The following is an 18,576-nucleotide window of genomic DNA, read 5'->3' as shown; positions in this document are numbered from 1 at the left end:
CCTCCATGTCCAGCGAGGTCGTTGCCCAGCCGGTGGTCGGTTCCGCGGAGATCAACCGTGCGCTCAAGCGCGCGGCGGCGGGGAGGGCATTGGACGCAGCCGAGGCGACGGCCCTGCTCAGCGCCTCGGGGGAGGCGTTCGACGAGCTGCTGGCGCTGGCTTCGGGGGTACGCGACGCGGGGTTGCGCGACGCCGGGCGGCCGGGCGTGATCACGTACTCGAAGAAGGTGTTCATCCCGCTGACCAGGCTGTGCCGTGACCGATGCCACTACTGCACGTTCGCGACGGTGCCGCACCGGCTGCCCGCGGCCTACCTGGACCGGGACGAGGTGCTGGCGATCGCCCGGCAGGGCGCGGCGCTGGGCTGCAAGGAGGCGCTGTTCACGCTGGGCGACCGGCCGGAGGAGCGGTGGCCGGCGGCGCAGCAGTGGCTGACCGAGCGGGGGTACGCCTCCACGATCGACTACCTGCGTTCGGTGGCGATCGCGGTGCTGGAGGAGACCGGGCTGCTGCCGCATCTGAACCCGGGTGTCATGAGCTGGGCGGATCTGCAGCGGCTGCGGCCGGTGGCGCCGAGCATGGGCATGATGCTGGAGACGACCGCGACGCGGCTGTGGTCGGAGCCGGGCGGCCCGCACTACGGCTCGCCGGACAAGGAGCCCGCGGTGCGGCTGCGGGTGCTGGCCGACGCGGGCCGGGTGGGGGTGCCGTTCACCACCGGCATCCTGATCGGCATCGGCGAGACGCACGCCGAGCGCGTCGACGCGATCTTCGAGATGCGGCGCAGCGCCCGCGAGTACGGGCACCTGCAAGAGATCATCGTGCAGAACTTCCGGGCCAAGCCGGACACGGCGATGCGCTCCACTCCCGACGCGTCCGTGCTCGACCTGGCCGCCACGGTCGCGGTGACGCGGCTGCTGACGGGCCCGGGCATGCGCATCCAGGCCCCGCCGAATCTGATCGACGCGTCGTTCGAGCTGCTGGTCAAGGCCGGGATCGACGACTGGGGCGGGGTGTCGCCGCTGACGCCCGACCATGTGAACCCGGAACGGCCCTGGCCGCATCTGGACGAGTTGGCGGCGCTGACCGAGGCGGCCGGGTTCGAGCTGCGGGAGCGGCTGACGGTGTATCCGGGGTACGTGCGCGGCGCGGAGCGGTGGCTCGACCCGCGGCTGCACCCGCACGTGCTCGCGCTGGCCGACGGGCAGGGCATGGCCGTCGCGGACGCGCCGGTGACCGGCCGCCCGTGGCAGGAGCCCGAGGTGGAGGGCGGGGTCGGCCGGATCGACCTGCACCGGGAGATCGACGCCGAGGGGCGCACCGGCGACCGCCGCGGCGACTTCGACACGGTGTACGGCGACTGGTCCGCGGTCGGCGAGGCGGCCGTGGGCGCTGCCCGGCGCGGGGACTCGGTCGACGCCGCGCAGGCCGGCGCGGGGACCGGTGGCGTGGACGCCGGGGCGGGTCCCGCGGTCAGTCTGGGTGCGCTCGCGGCCGGGCTGCGGATCGCCCGGGAGAACCCCGCGGCGCTGCTGGAGGCGCAGCACGAGGAGGCGGCGCTGGCCCTGCTGCACGCCGACGGGGCGGCGCTGGACGAGCTGTGCCGCATCGCCGACGACGTACGCCGGGACACGGTCGGGGACGACGTCACCTATGTGGTCAACCGGAACATCAACTTCTCGAACGTGTGTTACGTGGGCTGCCGGTTCTGCGCGTTCGCGCAGCGTGAACGCGACGCCGACGCGTACCGGCTGAGTGTCGAACAGGTCGCCGACCGGGCCGAGGAGGCCTGGAACGACGGCGCGACCGAGATCTGCGTGCAGGGCGGCATCGACCCGCAGCTGCCCGTGTCGGTGTATCCGGACCTGGTCCGCGCGGTGAAGGCGCGGGTGCCGGGCATGCACGTGCACGCCTTCTCGCCGATGGAGATCGTCACCGCCGCCGCGAAGGCGGGCGTGTCCGTGCAGGACTGGCTGGCCCGGCTGCGGGACGCGGGCCTGGACACCATTCCGGGCACCGCCGCGGAGATCCTCGACGACGAGGTGCGCTGGGTGCTGACCAAGGGCAAGCTGCCCACCTCGGCCTGGGTGGAGACCGTCGAGACGGCGCACCGGCTGGGCATCCGGTCCAGCTCCACGATGATGTACGGCCACGTCGACCACCCGAGGCACTGGCTGGGCCACTTCCGGGTGCTGGCCGGGCTGCAGGACCGCACCGGCGGCTTCACCGAGTTCGTGGCGCTGCCGTTCGTGCACACCAACGCCCCGATCTACCTGGCCGGCATCTCGCGCGCGGGGGCGACCTGGCGGGAGAACCGGGTGGTGCACGCGATGGCCCGGCTGCTGCTGCACGGGCGCATCCCCAACATCCAGTGCTCCTGGGTGAAGCTGGGCGACGAGGGCACCGTGGCCATGCTCGACGGCGGCTGCAACGACCTCGGGGGCACTCTTATGGAGGAGACGATTTCCCGGATGGCCGGATCGGCGCACGGCTCGGCCCGTACGGTGGAACAGCTGCACGCCATCGCCGCGGCCGCCGGGCGGCCCGCCCGCCAGCGCACCACGAGTTACGTGCGCTAGCAGCTCACTCCTGTCCGAAGGTAGTCAGCACCCTGCCGTCAAGCCCGACACGCCAGCAGAATTTCGCCACGACACGCCCGACATGCCGTCACCGGTTTCGGGTCTGAATCGATAGGGCAGTGGCGGGACGGTGAGAAACCGAACCGAACGGCCCTGCCGGGCGTGTACCAGAGTCAGCTTGACGGTGCACGTAGGACACGCGTGTAATTTTGCGTGGGGCTGGAGGTAGCGGCATCCACAAAACCGCCTATGTGGACAAACGCTCTCCAGGTGGGGGGTTGCGCCGGTCGTGACCGGCGCGCAATAAGGAGGCAGCGGAGATGGACGGTCGCCCCGTCGTGGCGGATCTGCTGGGCAACGCGCCCGAGTGGCAGGAGCACGCCCTGTGCTCCCAAACTGACCCGGAGGCGTTCTTCCCCGAGAAGGGTGGTTCTACCCGCGAGGCCAAGCGCATCTGCTCGCGCTGCGAGGTCAAGTCCGAGTGCCTGGAGTACGCGCTGTCGCATGACGAGCGCTTCGGCATCTGGGGCGGACTGTCCGAGCGCGAGCGACGCAAGCTCAAGCGCCGCGCGATCTGAGACTTTCGGACGCTGCCGGGCCCGTGGGGGCGGGTTCGGCAGCGTGCCGGCAACGGCTATGCCAGATCGTCCGGGTTCAGGCCCAGCAGGTTGGCGACCTGCTCCACGATCACGTCCCGCACCAGCTCGCCCAGGTCGTCCCGATCTGAGGCCCGGAACTCCAGCGGACGCCGGTAGACCACGATCCGCGGCGGCACCCCGTGCCTGCCCGGCCGTCCCGGCAGCAGCCGCGCCAGCGGCACCCGCCCGTCCTCCAGCACGTCCGAGTCGTAGACGTTGAGGTCCGGCGGCACGTCCTCGACCGCGAACTCCACCCCGGCCAGCTCGGTCGCGAAGCGCGCCTCGAGCGACTCCACCGTGTCCAGCACCAGCTCGTCGAAGACCTCGGCCTTCGTCCGGGCCAGGGGCACGCTGGCCGGCACCAGCCGACCGCGCATACCCCGGCCGTGGCGGTCGCGTCGGCGGCGGGCGGCGGTGGGGCGGCGGCGGGCGGGACTGGTCACCCGGCAAATGTATCCCCGAGCGCCAGTGCCGGTACCCGGTACGGGGCCGTGATCCTTCCCTCGGCGTGTCGCGGCGCAACCGGCGTGCCGGTGCGCGGCGGGGCGCTAACGTCACACGCCGTGAGGTCTCCACGGCGTTGCTCTCGTAACGGCTGCCCCCGGCAGGCGGTTGCAACGCTGACCTATGTCTATGCGGAGTCCACGGCAGTGGTCGGCCCGCTCGCCGCGTACCAGGAGCCGCACACGTACGACCTGTGCGAACCCCACGCCCTGAGCCTGACCGCCCCGCGCGGCTGGGACCTCGTCCGCCACGACGGCGAGTTCGAGCCCCCGCCGCCCACCACCGACGACCTCGTCGCCCTGGCCGAAGCGGTCCGCGAGGCAGCCCGCCCCGCCCCCCGCCAGCCCAGCCCCGAACCGCCCCACAACGGCCCGCCCACCCCCGGCCGCCGCGGCCACCTCCGCGTCATCCCCCCGTCCTGACCAAAGGAAGGGCACCTTCCCATCGCTATGGGTAGAGGAAGGGCACCTTCTTAACATCAGAGGCCGCCCGGCTGGGCTTTTGCTCGGCTTCCGGCATTCGCCGGCGACCGCGCAGGTCAGAACCTGGGCAGCGTTAACAAGGGCACCTTCTATAACGCGGAGCGTTAAGAAGGTGCCCTTCCTTCAAGCCGGTCGAGGGCGGCGACGGTGCGCAGGGCGGTGTTGATGCCGAGCCAGCGGAGGGGTTCGGGCTCCCAGCGGGGGGAGCGGTGGTTGACCCAGGGCAGGACGGTCAGCGGGGACTCGGTGCCGGTGATCAGGTCGGCGAGGGTGCGGCCGGCCAGGTTGGCGGCGGCTACGCCGTCGCCGACGTAGCCGCCGGCCCAGGCCAGGCCGGTGGAGCGGTCGAGGCCGACCGAGGGGTGCCAGTCCCGGGCGATGCCGAGCGGGCCGCCCCAGGCGTGGGTGATCTTCGCGCCGTCCAGGGCGGGGAAGAGTTCGACCAGGGTGTTCCGGAGCGCGAGATGCACCGAGGGTTCGATGTCGAAGGACGGGCGTACCGCGGAGCCGAAGTGGTACGGCGCGCCGCGCCCGCCGAAGGCGAGCCGGTCGTCGGCGGTGCGCTGGCCGTAGATGACCAGCCGCCGGTGATCGGTGAAGGTCTCTCGCCGGGCGAGTCCGGCGGTGTCCCAGAAGGACTGCGGCAGCGGCTCGGTGGCGACCATCAGCGAGTAGATCGGCACCACCGCACGCCGGTGACCGGGCAGGCCGGCCGTGTAGCCCTCGGTGGCCCGGACGACCACCTCGGCCCGCACCGTGCCGTGGCCGGTGCGCACCGCGACCCGGTGCCCGCCGACCGCGGTGCGCCCCGCGCCCGGCATGATCTCCAGTACCCGGGTCTGCTCGTGGATCGGGACGCCGAGCCGCTCGACGGTTGCGGCCAGCCCGCGGGCCAGCCGCAGCGGATGCAGGGCGGCGCAGTGCGGCGACCAGGTCGCCCCGTGCACCGCGGTCGCGCCGCAGCGCTCCAGTGCCTTGGCCCGGTCGAGCAGCGCCAGCTCGAACCCGTACGACGCGGCCAGCTCCGCCTCCGCCCGCGCCCCGCGCCACTGGGCGGCGGACCGGGCCAGGCCCAGCGTGCCGCCCTTGGCCCAGTGGCAGTCGATGCCCTCGGCGGCGGCGACCCGGCCGACCTCGTCGACGGTGTCGATCATCGCCTGCTGGAACGCGACGGCCGCACCCCGGCCGTGCAGCTTCGCCAGCTTCGGCAGGGGTGTGGGCAGCAGCCCGGAGCACCAGCCGCCGTTGCGCCCGGACGCGCCGAACCCGGCCTGCTCGGCCTCCACGATCGCGATCCGCAGCCCGGGGTCGGCCTGGCGCAGGTAGTACGCCGTCCACAGGCCGGTGTAGCCGGCGCCCACGATCGCCACGTCGACGTCGACGTCGCCGGGCAGGGGCGGGCGGGGCGTGGCGGCCCCGCCCGCGGTGTCGAACCACAGGGAGGTCACAGCAGTGACGAGGCCCGGGTCAGCACGTCACGCAGGATCTGCTCGATCTCGTCGAACTGCTGCTGGGTGGCGGTCAGCGCCGGGGAGAGCTGGATGACCGGGTCGCCCCGGTCGTCGGCCCGGCAGTACAGCCCCGCGTCGAACAGCGCCGTGGACAGGAAGCCGCGGATCAGCCGCTCGGACTCCTCGGCGTTGAACGTCTCCCGGGTCGCCTTGTCCTTGACCAGCTCGATCCCGTAGAAGTAGCCCTCGCCGCGCACGTCGCCGACGATCGGCAGGTCGTACAGCTTCTCCAGGGTGGCCCGGAACGCGGGCGCGTTCTCGCGTACGTGGCCGACCAGGCCCTCGCGCTCGAACACGTCCAGGTTGGCCAGTCCGACCGCGCAGCTGACCGGGTGGCCGCCGAAGGTGATGCCGTGGGCGAACATCTGCCCGTCGGCCAGGAACGGCTCGATCAGCCGGTCGCTGGCGATCATCGCGCCGAGCGGGGAGTATCCCGAGGTCATGCCCTTCGCGGTGGTGATGATGTCGGGCTGGTAGCCGTAGTACTGGGCGCCGAAGTACTCGCCGAGCCGGCCCCAGGAGCAGATGACCTCGTCGGACACGAGTAGCACGCCGTAGCGGTCGCAGATCTCGCGTACCCGCTGGAAGTAGCCGGGCGGGGCGGGGAAGCAGCCGCCCGCGTTCTGCACCGGCTCCAGGAACACCGCGGCGACGGTCTCGGGCCCTTCGCGCTCGATGGCGCGGGCGATCTCGTCGGCCGCCCACACGCCGAACGCCGCGTAGTCGTCGCCGTGCTCGGGGGCGCGGTAGAAGTTCGTGTTCGGCACCTTGATGCCGCCGGGCACCAGCGGCTCGAACTCGGCCCGGAAGGCGGGCACGCCGGTGATGGACAGCGCGCCCATCGAGGTGCCGTGGTAGGCGAGGTAGCGGCTGACGACCTTGTGGCGCAGCGGCTGGCCGGTCTTCTTGAAGTAGGAGCGGGCGAGCTTCCAGGCGCTCTCCACGGCCTCGGAGCCGCCGGTGGTGAAGAAGACGCGGTTCAGGTCGCCGGGGGTCAGCTCGGCGATCCGGTCGGCGAGCTCGATGGCCTTCGGGTGGGCGTACGACCAGAGCGGGAAGTACGCCAGCTCGTGGGCCTGCTTGGCGGCCGCTTCGGCCAGCTCGGCGCGGCCGTGGCCCGCGTTGACGGTGAACAGGCCGGCGAGGCCGTCGAGGTACCGCTTGCCGTTGCTGTCCCAGACGTACGTGCCCTCGCCGCGGACGATCGTCGGCACGCTGCCCTCGCGGTAGGCGGCCATGCGGGTGAAGTGCATCCAGAGGTGGTCGGTTCCGTTGCCCATCGTGAGGCCTCACTCATCCGTACGTTGCGGCGTTGCCTACGGTTATCGCACACGTAGTCGAGATGCAGCAACCCTCTCCGTAGTATTTTCGCACGGCGGCTACGGATTTCGTAGTGAGTCGGCAACCGGGCCGACATCGTTGGGCGGTAACGGGCGGTTTGTGAGCTGGCGCACCTCAGCGGGCATCCGGCCGGTCGTTTTGGGCACAATTGCGGGTCACCCCGTTACCCCTCCAGGCTCTCAGCCTGCCCAGCGAGAGGTGCCTAGATTGCGCGCTCGTCCTCTGTCGGCTCCGGCCCGTGCCCTGCTCGCGGCCACCACCGCGACCCCCTCGCGCCGGCGCGTGCTGCGCGGCGCCCTGGCCGGCGGCGCGCTCGCCGCGACCGGCGGGGTCCTGGCCGCGTGCAGCCCCAGCGGCATGGCTCCCCAGGCCGGGGCGTCGACCCGGCCCGCCTGCAAGGCCGCAGACGCCTCGGCGAGCGAGCGCAAGGTGTCGTTCGGCAACTGGGTGCAGTACCTGGACGTCGACGAGAACGACGAGAAGCGCCACCCGACGCTGGCCGCCTTCAAGGCGCGGACCGGCATCGACGTGTCCTACACCGAGGACATCAACGACAACAACGAGTACTACGGCAAGATCCGCGCGCAGCTCGGAGCCTGCCAGAGCATCGACCGCGACATCGTGGTGTTCTCGGACTGGATGGTCAACAAGTTCATCCGCAACGGCTTCGCGCAGGAGCTGGACCCGGCGAAGACGCCCAACTACCGGCGCAACCTGCTGCCCTCGCTGAAGGCCCGCCCGTACGACCAGGAGCTGCGCTTCGCGGTGCCGTGGCAGTCGGGGCTGACCGGCTTCGCGGTCAACACCCGCGTCGCCAAGGAGGTGCGCACCGTCGACGAGCTGCTCACCCGCCCCGACCTCAAGGGCAAGGTGAGCGTGCCGGTGGAGATGCCGGACACGATGGGCCTGCTCATCGCGTCGCTCGGCAAGAACCCGGCGGCGTTCACGCCTGAGGACTTCGACGCCGCACTGGAGAAGCTGCGCAAGGCCGTCGAGGCCGGGCAGATCCGCCGCTTCACCGGCAACGAGTACGTCCAGGACCTGGCCAAGGGCGACGTCGCGGCGGCGATCGCCTGGTCCGGCGACGCGCTCCAGCTGGGCCTCAACGACGAAAAGATCAAGTTTGTATCGCCGGACGAAGGCCTGCTGATCTGGTCGGACGCGGCGGTGATCCCGGTGACCGCGACGCACGCGAGCAACGCGATGTCGCTGCTCGACCACTACTACGACCCGAAGGTCGCCGCCGAGCTGGCGGCGTGGGTCAACTACGTGTGCCCCGTGGCCGGCGCGCAGGACGAGATGGTCAAGATCGACCCCGAGCTGGCCGAGAACAAGCTGATCTTCCCCGACGACGCCATGCTCGCCGGCGTGAAGGCGTTCGCCCCGCTCGGCGAGGCCGAGGAGAAGGAGTACCAGGCGAAGTTCTCCGCCGTCATGGGTGTCTGACGCTGCCCGACTCCGTTCGTCATAGACGTTGGCCTATTACGTCGAGTTTCCGTCGCCCGGATTCGATGTAATAGGCCAACGTCTATGTAAAGCGGGGTGTGGGCGGCCGGCGCCGGATCAGGCGGTGCCCCAGGAGTACGTCTGCTTGCGGAGTTTGAGGTAGACGAAGACCTCGGCGCCGATGACGCCGTCGACCGCGCGGACCTCGTGCAGGATCTCCAGCAGGTGGTCGTCGTTGCGGCAGACCGCCTCCAGCAGCAGGTCGTACGAGCCGGCGGTGATCACCACGTAGTCGACCTCCTCGATCGCCGAGATCCGGTCGGCGATGCCGTCCAGGTCACCCGTGGTCTTCACGCCGATCATCGCCTGGCGGCCCAGCCCCAGCTGGAGCGGGTCGGTGACCGCCACGATCTGCATGACGCCCGCGTCGATGAGCCGTTGCACGCGTTGCCGCACGGCCGCCTCGCTCAAGCCGACCGCGCGGCCGATGGTCGCGTACGGTCTGCGCCCGTCCTCCTGCAGCTGCTCGATGATCTGCTTCGCGATGTCGTCGAGTAGCGCGTGGTTGGCGTGGTTGAGTTGAGGGTGTCGGCGGATGACAGCGCGTGGTGCGGCGGAGTCGGCGGGCGTCGGCAATGAGGCCTCCTGGGGCGTACGCAGAGGGGATCGGGGGAGATGATCCGGCCCGGGCATCGTATCGCTACGAGGCAGACGATTCCGGCACTTGGTCGCCACCCTCGTAACGGAAACGTCATCAACTCGCGATGTTCGGTGCCGGAATTCGTAGTCGCATCTCTTAATCGCCACGGAATCCCTTGTCATGTGGCGCACGTCATGTCACGATCGTCGCGCCACGGGTTGTTGACGACCTGACATTGGGAGGCGATATGACCGGCTTTTCGCCGAATGTCATCGGTGATCGAATCGCCGACGGGACGTCGGGTGAGCGGTTCACCGTGGTCGACCCCGCCGACGGTAGCACCGTCGCCGAGTACGGACTCGCTGGTCAGGAAGATGTGAACGCGGCCGTCGCGGCCGCGCGGGCGGCTTTCCCGGGCTGGTCGGGCGCGACGCCGGGCGAGCGTTCGGGCGCGCTGCACCGGCTGGCGGGGCTGCTGTCCGAGCGGGCCGCGGACTTCGTGGCGGCCGAGGTCGCGCAGACCGGCAAGCCGGTGCGCCTGGCGACCGAGTTCGACGTGCCGGGCACCATCGACAACACCGCCTTCTTCGCCGGGGCGGCCCGCGACCTGCAGGGCAAGGCGGCGGGGGAGTACTCCGCCGACCACACCAGCTACGTGCGCCGCGAGGCGATCGGGGTGGTCGGCTCGATCTCGCCGTGGAACTACCCGCTGCAGATGGCGGCCTGGAAGATCCTGCCCGCCATCGCGGCGGGCAACACCATCGTGCTCAAGCCCGCCGAGCTGACCCCGCTGACCAGCGTGATGTTCGCGCAGGCCTGCCTGGACGCGGGCATCCCGGCCGGGGTCGTCAACGTGGTCACCGGGCGTGGCCCGGTGGCCGGGGCGGCACTGGTCGCGCACCCCGAGGTGGACATGGTCAGCTTCACCGGCTCGACCGCGGTGGGCCGGGGCATCGGCGCGACCGCCGCGGGCGCGGTGAAGCGGGTGCACCTGGAGCTGGGCGGCAAGGCCCCGTTCCTGGTGTTCGACGACGCCGACGTGGAGGCCGCGGCGCAGGGCGCGGTGGCCGGCTCGCTGATCAACTCGGGGCAGGACTGCACCGCGGCGACCCGCGCCTACGTGCAGCGCCCGCTCTACGACCGCTTCGTGGCCCGGGTCGCGGAGCTGTTCGAGGGCGTACGCCCCGGCGACCCGCGGGACCCGGCGACCGACATCGGCCCGCTGATCAGCCTCGCCCAGCGGGACCGGGTGGCGGGGTTCGTCGACCGGGCCCGCGCGGCGGGTGCCAAGATCGTGGCGGGTGGCCGGGTGCCCGAAGGGCTGGCGCACGGCGCCTACTACGCGCCCACCCTGGTCGTCGACGCCGCGCAGGACAGCGAGATCGTCCAGCAGGAGGTCTTCGGCCCGGTGCTGGTCGTGCTGCCGTTCGACACCGATGACGAGGGTGTGGCGCTGGCCAACGACACTCCGTACGGCCTGGCGGCGAGCGTGTGGACGCGCGACGTGCACCGGTCGTTGCGGGGCACGCGCGAGCTGCGCGCCGGATGTGTGTGGGTCAACGACCACATCCCGATCATCAGCGAGATGCCGCACGGGGGTTACCGTCGCTCCGGCTTCGGAAAGGACATGTCCACGTACTCGTTCGACGAGTACACCCAGATCAAGCACGTCATGTACGACACCACCGCGGTCGCCGCGAAGCCGTGGCACCGCACCGTCTTCAGTCGGTAAGTGATATCTGCGCCTGTAAACCCCTCTGGCAGTGAAGGAACGTTCGATGGCTCGTCGTATACCACTCTCCCCGCAGGCTCAGGCAGTGCTGGCGGCCATGCCGTCGCGCCGGACCGTGCTGCGCGGGGCACTCGCCGGCGGGGCGTTCGCGGTGGCCGGCGGTGCGCTCGCCGCCTGCGGCACCAAGGGCACCAACAACGGCAGCGCCGGCCCGTCGGCCGGCCCGCTCTGCACGGTCGCCGACGTCTCGGCCACCGAGCGCAAGGTCGCCTTCTCGAACTGGCCCGCCTACATGGACGAGGACGAGAAGAACCCCGAGGTCCACCCCACGCTGGTCGCCTTCAAGGCGAAGACCGGCATCGACGTCACCTACACCGCCGACATCAACGACAACAACGAGTACTACGGCAAGATCCGTACGCAGCTCGCGGCGTGCCAGCCGATCGACCGCGACCTCGTGGTCTTCACCGACTGGATGGCGGCCACGTTCATCCGCAACGGCTTCGCCGCCAAGTTCACCGCCGACAAGGTCGCGACGTTCCTGAAGAACCTGGCCCCGTCCCTGCGCGGCCGCCAGTTCGACCCGAACATGGAGTACGCGGCGCCGTGGCAGTCGGGCCTGACCGGCATCGGCGTGAACACCGCGGTGACCAAGGAGGTGCGCACGGTCGACGAGCTGCTGACCCGCCCCGACCTGAAGGGCAAGGTCACCTGCCTCACCGAGATGCACGACACGATGGGCTTCATGCTCCTGTCGATCGGCAAGGACCCGGGCAACTTCACCACCGCCGACTTCGACCAGGCGCTGGAGAAGCTGAAGGGCGCCGTGGCGTCGGGCCAGATCCGCCGCTTCACCGGCAACGACTACGTGCAGGACCTGGCCAAGGGCGACATCGCCGCATGCATCGCGTGGTCCGGCGACGTGATCCAGCTCGGCTTCGAGAACGACAAGATCAAGCTGGTCACGCCGGACGAGGGCATGATGCTCTGGTCGGACAACATGATGATCCCGATCACCTCGCCGCACGCGGCGAACGCGATGGCGTTGATCGACTACTACTACGATCCGAAGGTGGCCGCGGAGCTGGCCGCGTTCGTGAACTACGTCTGCCCGGTGGCGGGCGCGCAGGAGGAGATGGTCAAGATCGACCCGGACCTCGCGCAGAACCCGCTCATCTTCCCCGACGCCGCGATGCAGTCGAAGATCAAGATCTTCAAGCCGCTGACCGAGGCTGAGGAGAAGGAGTACCAGGGCAAGTTCCAGGCAGCGATCGGGGCGTGACAGGTTGACCGACCAGGACCTCTGCATCGAGAACGTCACCAAGACGTTCGGCGGCTTCACGGCCGTCGACGACCTCACCCTGACCATTCCGGACGGCTCGTTCTTCGCGCTGCTCGGGGCGTCGGGCTGCGGGAAGACCACCACGCTGCGCATGGTGGCCGGGCTGGAGGAGCCGAACGCCGGGCGGATCACGCTCGGCGGGCTGGACATCACCCGGATGCGCCCGTACAAGCGGCCGGTCAACACGGTGTTCCAGAGCTACGCGCTGTTCCCGCACATGAGTGTCGAGGACAACGTGGCGTTCGGCCTGCGCCGCAAGGGCGAGAACCGGGCGGAGACCCGCCGCAAGGTCGCCGAGATGCTCGACCTGGTCCAGCTCGGCCAGTACGGGTCGCGCCGCCCGGCGCAGCTGTCCGGCGGGCAGCAGCAGCGGGTGGCGCTGGCCCGAGCCCTGGTCAACAACCCCGAGGTGCTGCTGCTCGACGAGCCGCTCGGCGCGCTCGACCTCAAGCTGCGCAGGCAGATGCAGATCGAGCTCAAGCGCATCCAGACCGAGGTCGGCATCACCTTCGTGCACGTCACGCACGACCAGGAGGAGGCCATGACCATGGCCGACACGGTCGCCGTGATGCAGGCGGGGCGGATCGAGCAGCTGGGCGCGCCGGCCGAGATGTACGAGTTCCCCGCCTCGGCGTTCGTGGCCAACTTCCTCGGCCAGTCCAACCTGATCAAGGCGGAGGTCACCGGGCAGGCCGACGGCCACGTCACGGTCGACGCGCACGGCAACCGGCTGGCGGTGCCGGCGGGCCGGTGCCGGGTCACGTCGGGCACGGCCCTGCTGGGCGTACGCCCGGAGAAGCTGCACCTGGCCGACGGCCCGGACGCGGTGCCCTCGGGCCACGCGGCGGTGCAGGGCGTCGTCACCGACGCGTCCTTCACCGGCGTCTCCACGCAGTACCTGGTCCGCGCCCCGTGGGGCAGCGAGCTGACGGTGTTCGTGCCCAACTCCGGCATCGCGAACCCGGCGCTGCCCGGGACCGAGGTGGCGGTGCACTGGTCGCCCGCGCACTCGTTCCTCGTGGGGAGCTGACGTGGCCGCCCTGCTGCCCACGGCGTCGGGCACCCCCGCCGCCACCGAGATCCCGGTCGAACCCCCGGCCGGGATGCGGCGGCGCAAGTGGATCCCGTACGCCCTGCTCGCCCCCGGCCTGCTCTGGCTCGCGGTGTTCTTCGTCTACCCGGTGTTCCAGCTGGTCATGGCGAGCCTGTGGGACCCGAGCGGCTCGGTGGAGACCGGCTACACGTTCGCCTGGGCGTTCTCCAATTACGCCGACGCGTGGGAGATGTTCCACGTCCAGTTCCTGCGCTCGCTGGGGTACGCGCTGATCACCACGGTGGTCTGCCTGCTGCTCGGTTACCCGCTGGCGTACGCGATCGCGATCAAGGGTGGGCGCTGGAAGAACCTGATGCTGGTCGGCGTGATCGCGCCGTTCTTCACCAGCTTCCTGGTGCGCACCTACGCCTGGAAGGCGATTCTGTCCGACAGCGGGCCGGTGGTCGACTTCCTGAAGTGGGCGCACCTCCTCGGGCCGGACGGCCGCCTGCTGGCGACCGAGTTCGCGGTGATCGCGGGCCTGGTCTACAACTTCCTGCCGTTCATGGTGCTGCCGCTGTACGCCAGCCTCGACAAGCTGGACGTACGGCTGCTGGAGGCCGCCCGCGACCTGTACCACGGGCCGGTGCGCAGCTTCTTCCGCGTGACGCTGCCGCTGTCCATGCCGGGCGTCATCGCGGGCACGCTGCTCACCTTCATCCCGTCGGCCGGCGACTACGTCAACGCGCAGCTGCTGGGCGGGCCGAACACGCAGATGATCGGCAGCGTGATCCAGTCGCGCTTCCTGGTCGTCAACGACTACCCGATCGCGTCCGCGCTGTCGGTGATGCTGATGGTGACGATCCTGGTGCTGGTGACGATCTACGTCAGCACCGCGGGCACGGAGGAGGTGGTCTGATGCACGGGTTCTGGCGCTGGCTCGCCGAGAAGTGGGTGCTGCTGCTCGGGTTCGTGCTGCTGGCCTACCTGTTCGTGCCGATCGCCGTGGTCATGCTGCTGTCGTTCAACCAGCCGGCCAGCCGCAACACGACGTACGTGCTGGACCTGGAGACGTTCCAGTTCACCTGGAACAACTGGACCGACATGTGCGGGGCGGCGGGCATCTGCGACTCGCTGCTGCGCAGCATCTACGTGGGCCTGTCGGCGACGGTGATCGCGACCATCCTGGGCACTTTGATCTCGTTTGCCCTGGTTCGCTACCGGTTCATCGGCCGGGGCAGCACCAACACGCTGATCTTCCTGCCGATGGCCACCCCGGAAATCGTGATGGGCACCTCGTTGTTGACCCTGTTCATAGGGCTGCAGATTCCGATGGGCTTCTTGACGATCCTCATCGCGCATGTCATGTTCTGCATATCGTTCGTGGTGGTCACCGTGAAGGCACGGCTGGCCGGGCTTGACCCGAGGCTGCAGGAGGCGGCGATGGACCTGTACGCGACGCCGTGGCAGGCGTTCCGTCTGGTCATCCTGCCGCTCGTGCTGCCCGGCATCATGGCCGCCGCCCTGCTGGCGTTCTCGCTGAGCTTCGACGACTTCATCATCACCAACTTCGTCACCGGCACCAGCGACTACACCACCTTCCCCATGTTCATCTGGGGTTCCAACCTGCGCGGCATCCCGCCGCAGGTCAACGCGATCGCCACCGCGATGTTCCTGATCTCGTTCGCGTTCGTCATCGCGGGCCAGCTGCGCACCCGTCGCCGCTCCGCCCGCCGCGCCGCGACGTCCTGATTCTCCGAACGGCCGCCGACCCGGAGCACGCCTGATCGTGCTTCCCGGTTCGGCGGCCGTTTGGCATTCCCAGACATTTCGTTTGTCTGGGCTTTTATAGGGAAAAAGGAGCTGAAATCTGGCTCCCCGGTAGTAGAAGGAGGAGATCGGCTCATGCGGGCCAAAGGATCAAAACTGTGGGCGTCGGCGCTGTCAGACACGTCGCCGACGCCGTACTGGACGGACCGGCCCTCCCGGCCGGCACCCGTGCCCCCGCTGACCAGCGCGACCACCGCGCAGCTGGCAGTCATCGGGGGCGGCTACAGCGGCCTGTGGACGGCGCTGCTGGCCAAGGAGCGCGACCCGTCGACCGACGTGGTGGTGCTCGAATCGGGGGTGTGCGGCCACGCCGCCTCCGGACGCAACGGCGGATTCTGCTCCGCGAGCCTCACGCACGGGCTCGCCAACGGGGTGGACCGCTTCCCGGACGAGATCACCGAGCTGGAACGGCTCGGCCGGGAGAACCTCGACCAGATCGAGGACACGCTGGCCCGGTACGGCATCGACTGCGACTTCGAGCGCACCGGTGAGCTGGAGGTGGCCACCTCCGCGTACCAGCTGGACTGGCTGCACGAGTCGGCGGAGCTGACCCGGTCCATGGGTTACCGCGCCGAGGTGTTCGACGCCGAGCAGGTGCGGGCCGAGGTCGACTCGCCCACGTACCTGGGCGGCTGGTGGGACCGCGACCGGGTGGCCATGGTCGACCCGGCGAAACTGGCCTGGGGCCTGCGGCAGGCGTGCCTGACCCTGGGCGTGCGCATCTACGAGGGCACCCCGGTGCTCGGGGTGAGCAGCGGGCGCGACGGACTGCTGCTGCGCACCCCGCACGGCGAGGTCCGGGCGGCCCGGGTCGCGCTGGCGACCAGTGCCTTCGGTCCGCTGGTGCGCAAGCTCAAGCGCTACCTGATCCCGGTGTACGACTACGCCCTGATGACCGAGCCGCTGACCGCGACCCAGCTCGGGGACCTGGGCTGGCGTAACCGGCAGGGGCTGGGCGATTCGGCGAACCAGTTCCACTACTACCGGCTCACCGCGGACAACCGGATCCTGTTCGGCGGCTACGACGCGATCTACCACTTCGGCAACCGGATCGCACCGACCCTCGAACAGCGCCAGGACACCTTCACCCGGCTGGCCGAGCACTTTTTCACCACGTTCCCGCAGCTGGAGGGACTTCGGTTCACCCACAGCTGGGGCGGGGTGATCGACACCTGCACCCGCTTCTGCGCCTTCTTCGGCACCGCCTTCGGCGGCAGGCTGGCCTACGCGGCCGGCTACACCGGGCTGGGCGTCGGGGCGACCCGCTTCGGCGCGCAGGTGATGCTCGACCACCTCGAAGGCGCGTCCACGGAGCGCACCAGGCTGGACTTCGTACGGTCCAAGCCCTGGCCGCTGCCGCCGGAGCCGCTGCGCTCGCTCGGCATCCAGCTGACCCGCTGGTCGCTGGCCCGCGCCGACGAGCACCAGGGCCGCCGCAACCTGTGGCTGCGCACGCTGGACCACGCCGGGCTGGGCTTCGACTCCTGACACCTCCGTCCCCGGCCTTCGGGACGCGGGAACACACCTGAATCAAGTCGTCTCGTGGCATCAGCCGCCACGATGTTGAAGGGACTTTTATGCGTATCCTGCTGGTCGGCGCTGGTGGCGTCGGCAGTGCAGCAGCCGCCATCGCCGCTCGCCGTGACTTCTTCCAGCTCATGGTGGTGGCCGACTACTCCCTGGAACGCGCCCAGCGGGCCGTCTCCGGGCTGGACGACCGGTTCGTCGCGGCGCGCCTGGACGCCTCCCGCGCCGCCGACGTCGCCGGACTGTGCCGCGAACACGAGATCACGCACGTGCTCAACGCGGTGGACCCCCGCTTCGTCATGCCGATCTTCGACGGGGCGTACGCGGCCGGGGCGGACTACCTCGACATGGCCATGTCGCTGTCCCACCCGCACCCCACCGATCCGTACGCCAAGACCGGCGTGATGCTCGGCGAGGAGCAGTTCGGCAAGGCCGTCGCCTGGGAGGCGGCCGACCGGCTCGCGCTCGTCGGCATCGGCGTCGAGCCCGGCCTGTCCGACATCTTCGCCCGGTACGCCGCCGACCACCTGTTCTCCGAGATCGACGAGATCGGCGTGCGGGACGGCTCCAACATCACCGTCGAGGGCTTCGACTTCGCCCCGTCGTTCTCCATCTGGACCACCATCGAGGAGTGCCTCAACCCGCCGATCATCTGGGAACGCGAGCGCGGCTGGTTCACCACCGCCCCGTTCAGCGAACCCGAGGTGTTCGACTTCCCCGAGGGCATCGGCCCGGTCGAGTGCGTCAACGTGGAGCACGAGGAGGTGCTGCTCATCCCGCGCTGGGTCGACGCGAAGCGGGTCACCTTCAAGTACGGCCTGGGCACCGAGTTCATCGAGATCCTGAAGACCGTGCACAAGCTCGGCCTCGACTCCACCCGGCCGGTCGCCATCGGCGGGGGCAGGTCGCAGGTCATGGTCTCGCCGCGCGACGTGCTCGCCGCGCAGCTGCCCGACCCCGCCACGCTGGGCTCCCGGATGAAGGGCAAGACCTGCGCCGGCACCTGGGTCAAGGGCAAGGGCCTCGACGGCCGGGCCAAGGAGATGTACCTCTACCACGTCGTCGACAACGAGTGGTCCATGCGCGAGTACGGCCACCAGGCGGTGGTGTGGCAGACCGCGGTGAACCCCGTCGTCGCGCTGGAGCTGCTGGCGCAGGGCGTGTGGAAGGGCGCCGGGGTGCTCGGCCCGGAGGCGCTCGACCCGGTGCCGTTCCTGGACCTGCTGACCGCGTACGGCTCGCCCTGGGGCATGCGTGACCAGCAGCCCTTTCGTGCGGTGACCCAGGCGGCCCGCGAGCAGATCGCCGCCTGACATCGTCGGCGCGCCCGCTCGGATATCTTCGAGAGCCGGGAAATACCCGAGCGGGCACGCCGCCACGGAGGACGACCATGGCCAAGACGCTGGTGGACATCGACGAGGAAGCACTGGCCCTCGCCATGGCGGAGCTGGGCACCTCGACCAAGGCGGAGACCGTCAACCGTGCGTTGCGCGAGATCGCCCAGCGACGTCAGGTGCGAGCGGCTCGGTTCATGAAGGTCGCCTTGCTCACCGCGGATCGGCTCGCAGAGACCGACGTCGAGCAGGCCGCCTGGCGGTGACCTACCTCGACGGCAAGTCTCGTAGCAGCGGGCACGGCGAGGCCAAACCTGTTGCAAGGCCGGCCTGGCGGATCATACGATGATCTCCGCGGCGCGCCCGGTGCGCCGGTGACGGATACACCATGGAGGCCGCTTCGGCCGGGCTCTCGCTGAGCGCGGCGCGGCCTGTGAAGTGCTCCCGGAGACGGGACTCCGTCGCCACCTCGATCTCGGGCCGCGCCGGCACCACGGTCTGTGCGAGTTCACCTCATCTTTGCTGTTGGCACAGCAAAGATGAGGTGAGCGGTCGACTGCACATGTGCGCCAGCCGGAAATCCGTTGCCGCGGAGGGCGGGCGGATCTAGGTTGGACATACGTCTCCCGGTGCGCAG

Annotated in this window: 16 protein-coding genes; 12 read left to right on the top strand and 4 right to left on the bottom strand. The window is 70.1% G+C overall.

The features are described from left to right. The first annotated feature begins 5 nt into the window (after positions 1-5). Together Cco03nite_RS06095 and Cco03nite_RS06090 are read left to right on the top strand one after the other, a co-directional pair. On the top strand, positions 6-2,579 hold the full coding sequence (locus Cco03nite_RS06095; protein WP_203689443.1) for a bifunctional FO biosynthesis protein CofGH: 2,574 nt from the start codon (positions 6-8) through the stop codon (positions 2,577-2,579). Positions 2,580-2,899: 320 nt separating this feature from the next. Next, positions 2,900-3,157 carry a WhiB family transcriptional regulator gene (locus Cco03nite_RS06090; protein ID WP_120316911.1) on the top strand — a complete coding sequence of 86 codons (258 nt, stop codon included), beginning with the start codon at positions 2,900-2,902 and terminating at the stop codon, positions 3,155-3,157. A gap of 56 nt (positions 3,158-3,213) precedes the next feature. On the opposite strand, the gene Cco03nite_RS06085 is transcribed toward Cco03nite_RS06090, so the two are convergent. Continuing rightward, on the bottom strand, positions 3,214-3,660 hold the full coding sequence (locus Cco03nite_RS06085; protein WP_120316910.1) for a metallopeptidase family protein: 447 nt from the start codon (positions 3,658-3,660) through the stop codon (positions 3,214-3,216). Positions 3,661-3,780: 120 nt separating this feature from the next. Here Cco03nite_RS06085 and Cco03nite_RS06080 point away from each other — a divergent pair, with 120 nt between their 5' ends. After that, complete coding sequence (locus Cco03nite_RS06080) at positions 3,781-4,143, top strand: DUF3499 domain-containing protein (protein WP_203689436.1); 363 nt, start codon at positions 3,781-3,783, stop codon at positions 4,141-4,143. Positions 4,144-4,307: 164 nt separating this feature from the next. Here the strand turns inward: Cco03nite_RS06080 and Cco03nite_RS06075 are convergent, their stop codons facing one another. After that, complete coding sequence (locus Cco03nite_RS06075; protein ID WP_203689434.1) at positions 4,308-5,651, bottom strand: NAD(P)/FAD-dependent oxidoreductase; 1,344 nt, start codon at positions 5,649-5,651, stop codon at positions 4,308-4,310. Next, positions 5,648-6,994 carry an aspartate aminotransferase family protein gene (locus Cco03nite_RS06070; protein ID WP_203689432.1) on the bottom strand — a complete coding sequence of 449 codons (1,347 nt, stop codon included), beginning with the start codon at positions 6,992-6,994 and terminating at the stop codon, positions 5,648-5,650. The genes Cco03nite_RS06075 and Cco03nite_RS06070 overlap by 4 nt, the downstream gene beginning before the upstream one ends. 268 nt (positions 6,995-7,262) lie before the next feature. Between Cco03nite_RS06070 and Cco03nite_RS06065 the strand changes: the two genes are divergently transcribed. Beyond that, positions 7,263-8,501, top strand: coding sequence for an ABC transporter substrate-binding protein (locus Cco03nite_RS06065; protein ID WP_239167154.1), 1,239 nt, complete (start codon positions 7,263-7,265; stop codon positions 8,499-8,501). 117 nt (positions 8,502-8,618) lie between these two features. Here the strand turns inward: Cco03nite_RS06065 and Cco03nite_RS06060 are convergent, their stop codons facing one another. After that, a complete protein-coding gene (locus tag Cco03nite_RS06060) occupies positions 8,619-9,098 on the bottom strand; it encodes an Lrp/AsnC family transcriptional regulator (RefSeq protein WP_239167164.1) in 480 nt (159 codons plus the stop codon). 290 nt (positions 9,099-9,388) lie between these two features. Here Cco03nite_RS06060 and Cco03nite_RS06055 point away from each other — a divergent pair, with 290 nt between their 5' ends. From Cco03nite_RS06055 to Cco03nite_RS06020, 8 genes are all read left to right on the top strand, one after another. Continuing rightward, positions 9,389-10,873 (top strand): gamma-aminobutyraldehyde dehydrogenase, encoded by a 1,485-nt coding sequence (locus Cco03nite_RS06055; protein WP_203689420.1) that lies wholly within the window; start codon positions 9,389-9,391, stop codon positions 10,871-10,873. Positions 10,874-10,919: 46 nt separating this feature from the next. Continuing rightward, complete coding sequence (locus Cco03nite_RS06050; protein ID WP_239167153.1) at positions 10,920-12,155, top strand: polyamine ABC transporter substrate-binding protein; 1,236 nt, start codon at positions 10,920-10,922, stop codon at positions 12,153-12,155. A gap of 4 nt (positions 12,156-12,159) precedes the next feature. Further along, positions 12,160-13,245 carry an ABC transporter ATP-binding protein gene (locus Cco03nite_RS06045; RefSeq protein ID WP_203689418.1) on the top strand — a complete coding sequence of 362 codons (1,086 nt, stop codon included), beginning with the start codon at positions 12,160-12,162 and terminating at the stop codon, positions 13,243-13,245. A 1-nt stretch (position 13,246) separates the two neighbouring features. After that, positions 13,247-14,167 carry an ABC transporter permease gene (locus Cco03nite_RS06040; RefSeq protein WP_239167152.1) on the top strand — a complete coding sequence of 307 codons (921 nt, stop codon included), beginning with the start codon at positions 13,247-13,249 and terminating at the stop codon, positions 14,165-14,167. Beyond that, positions 14,167-15,000: an ABC transporter permease gene (locus Cco03nite_RS06035; protein ID WP_203689416.1), complete on the top strand. Its 834-nt coding sequence runs from the start codon at positions 14,167-14,169 to the stop codon at positions 14,998-15,000. The genes Cco03nite_RS06040 and Cco03nite_RS06035 overlap by 1 nt, the downstream gene beginning before the upstream one ends. 153 nt (positions 15,001-15,153) lie before the next feature. Next, positions 15,154-16,566, top strand: a complete 1,413-nt coding sequence (locus Cco03nite_RS06030) for an NAD(P)/FAD-dependent oxidoreductase (RefSeq protein WP_203689414.1) — start codon at positions 15,154-15,156, stop codon at positions 16,564-16,566. An 89-nt stretch (positions 16,567-16,655) separates the two neighbouring features. After that, entirely contained in the window at positions 16,656-17,918 is a 1,263-nt protein-coding gene (locus tag Cco03nite_RS06025) for a saccharopine dehydrogenase family protein (RefSeq protein WP_203689406.1), read from the top strand. Between the two features lie 77 nt (positions 17,919-17,995). Then, positions 17,996-18,205 (top strand): type II toxin-antitoxin system VapB family antitoxin, encoded by a 210-nt coding sequence (locus Cco03nite_RS06020; RefSeq protein ID WP_203689397.1) that lies wholly within the window; start codon positions 17,996-17,998, stop codon positions 18,203-18,205. Positions 18,206-18,576 lie beyond the last annotated feature (371 nt).

The sequence above is a fragment of the Catellatospora coxensis genome, assembly GCF_016862635.1.
Taxonomy (GTDB): Bacteria; Actinomycetota; Actinomycetes; order Mycobacteriales; family Micromonosporaceae; genus Catellatospora; species Catellatospora coxensis.
This window is presented reverse-complemented; position numbering and strand designations above follow the sequence as displayed.

Bases quoted from the DNA above. Each gene is read 5' to 3' on its own strand.
- Cco03nite_RS06095 (WP_203689443.1), top strand. From the start codon at position 6: ATGTCCAGCGAGGTCGTTGCCCAGCCGGTGGTCGGTTCCGCGGAGATC.
- Cco03nite_RS06090 (WP_120316911.1), top strand. From the start codon at position 2,900: ATGGACGGTCGCCCCGTCGTGGCGGATCTGCTGGGCAACGCGCCCGAG.
- Cco03nite_RS06070 (WP_203689432.1), bottom strand. From the start codon at position 6,994: ATGGGCAACGGAACCGACCACCTCTGGATGCACTTCACCCGCATGGCC.
- Cco03nite_RS06055 (WP_203689420.1), top strand. From the start codon at position 9,389: ATGACCGGCTTTTCGCCGAATGTCATCGGTGATCGAATCGCCGACGGG.
- Cco03nite_RS06050 (WP_239167153.1), top strand. From the start codon at position 10,920: ATGGCTCGTCGTATACCACTCTCCCCGCAGGCTCAGGCAGTGCTGGCG.
- Cco03nite_RS06035 (WP_203689416.1), top strand. From the start codon at position 14,167: ATGCACGGGTTCTGGCGCTGGCTCGCCGAGAAGTGGGTGCTGCTGCTC.
- Cco03nite_RS06030 (WP_203689414.1), top strand. From the start codon at position 15,154: ATGCGGGCCAAAGGATCAAAACTGTGGGCGTCGGCGCTGTCAGACACG.
- Cco03nite_RS06025 (WP_203689406.1), top strand. From the start codon at position 16,656: ATGCGTATCCTGCTGGTCGGCGCTGGTGGCGTCGGCAGTGCAGCAGCC.
- Cco03nite_RS06020 (WP_203689397.1), top strand. From the start codon at position 17,996: ATGGCCAAGACGCTGGTGGACATCGACGAGGAAGCACTGGCCCTCGCC.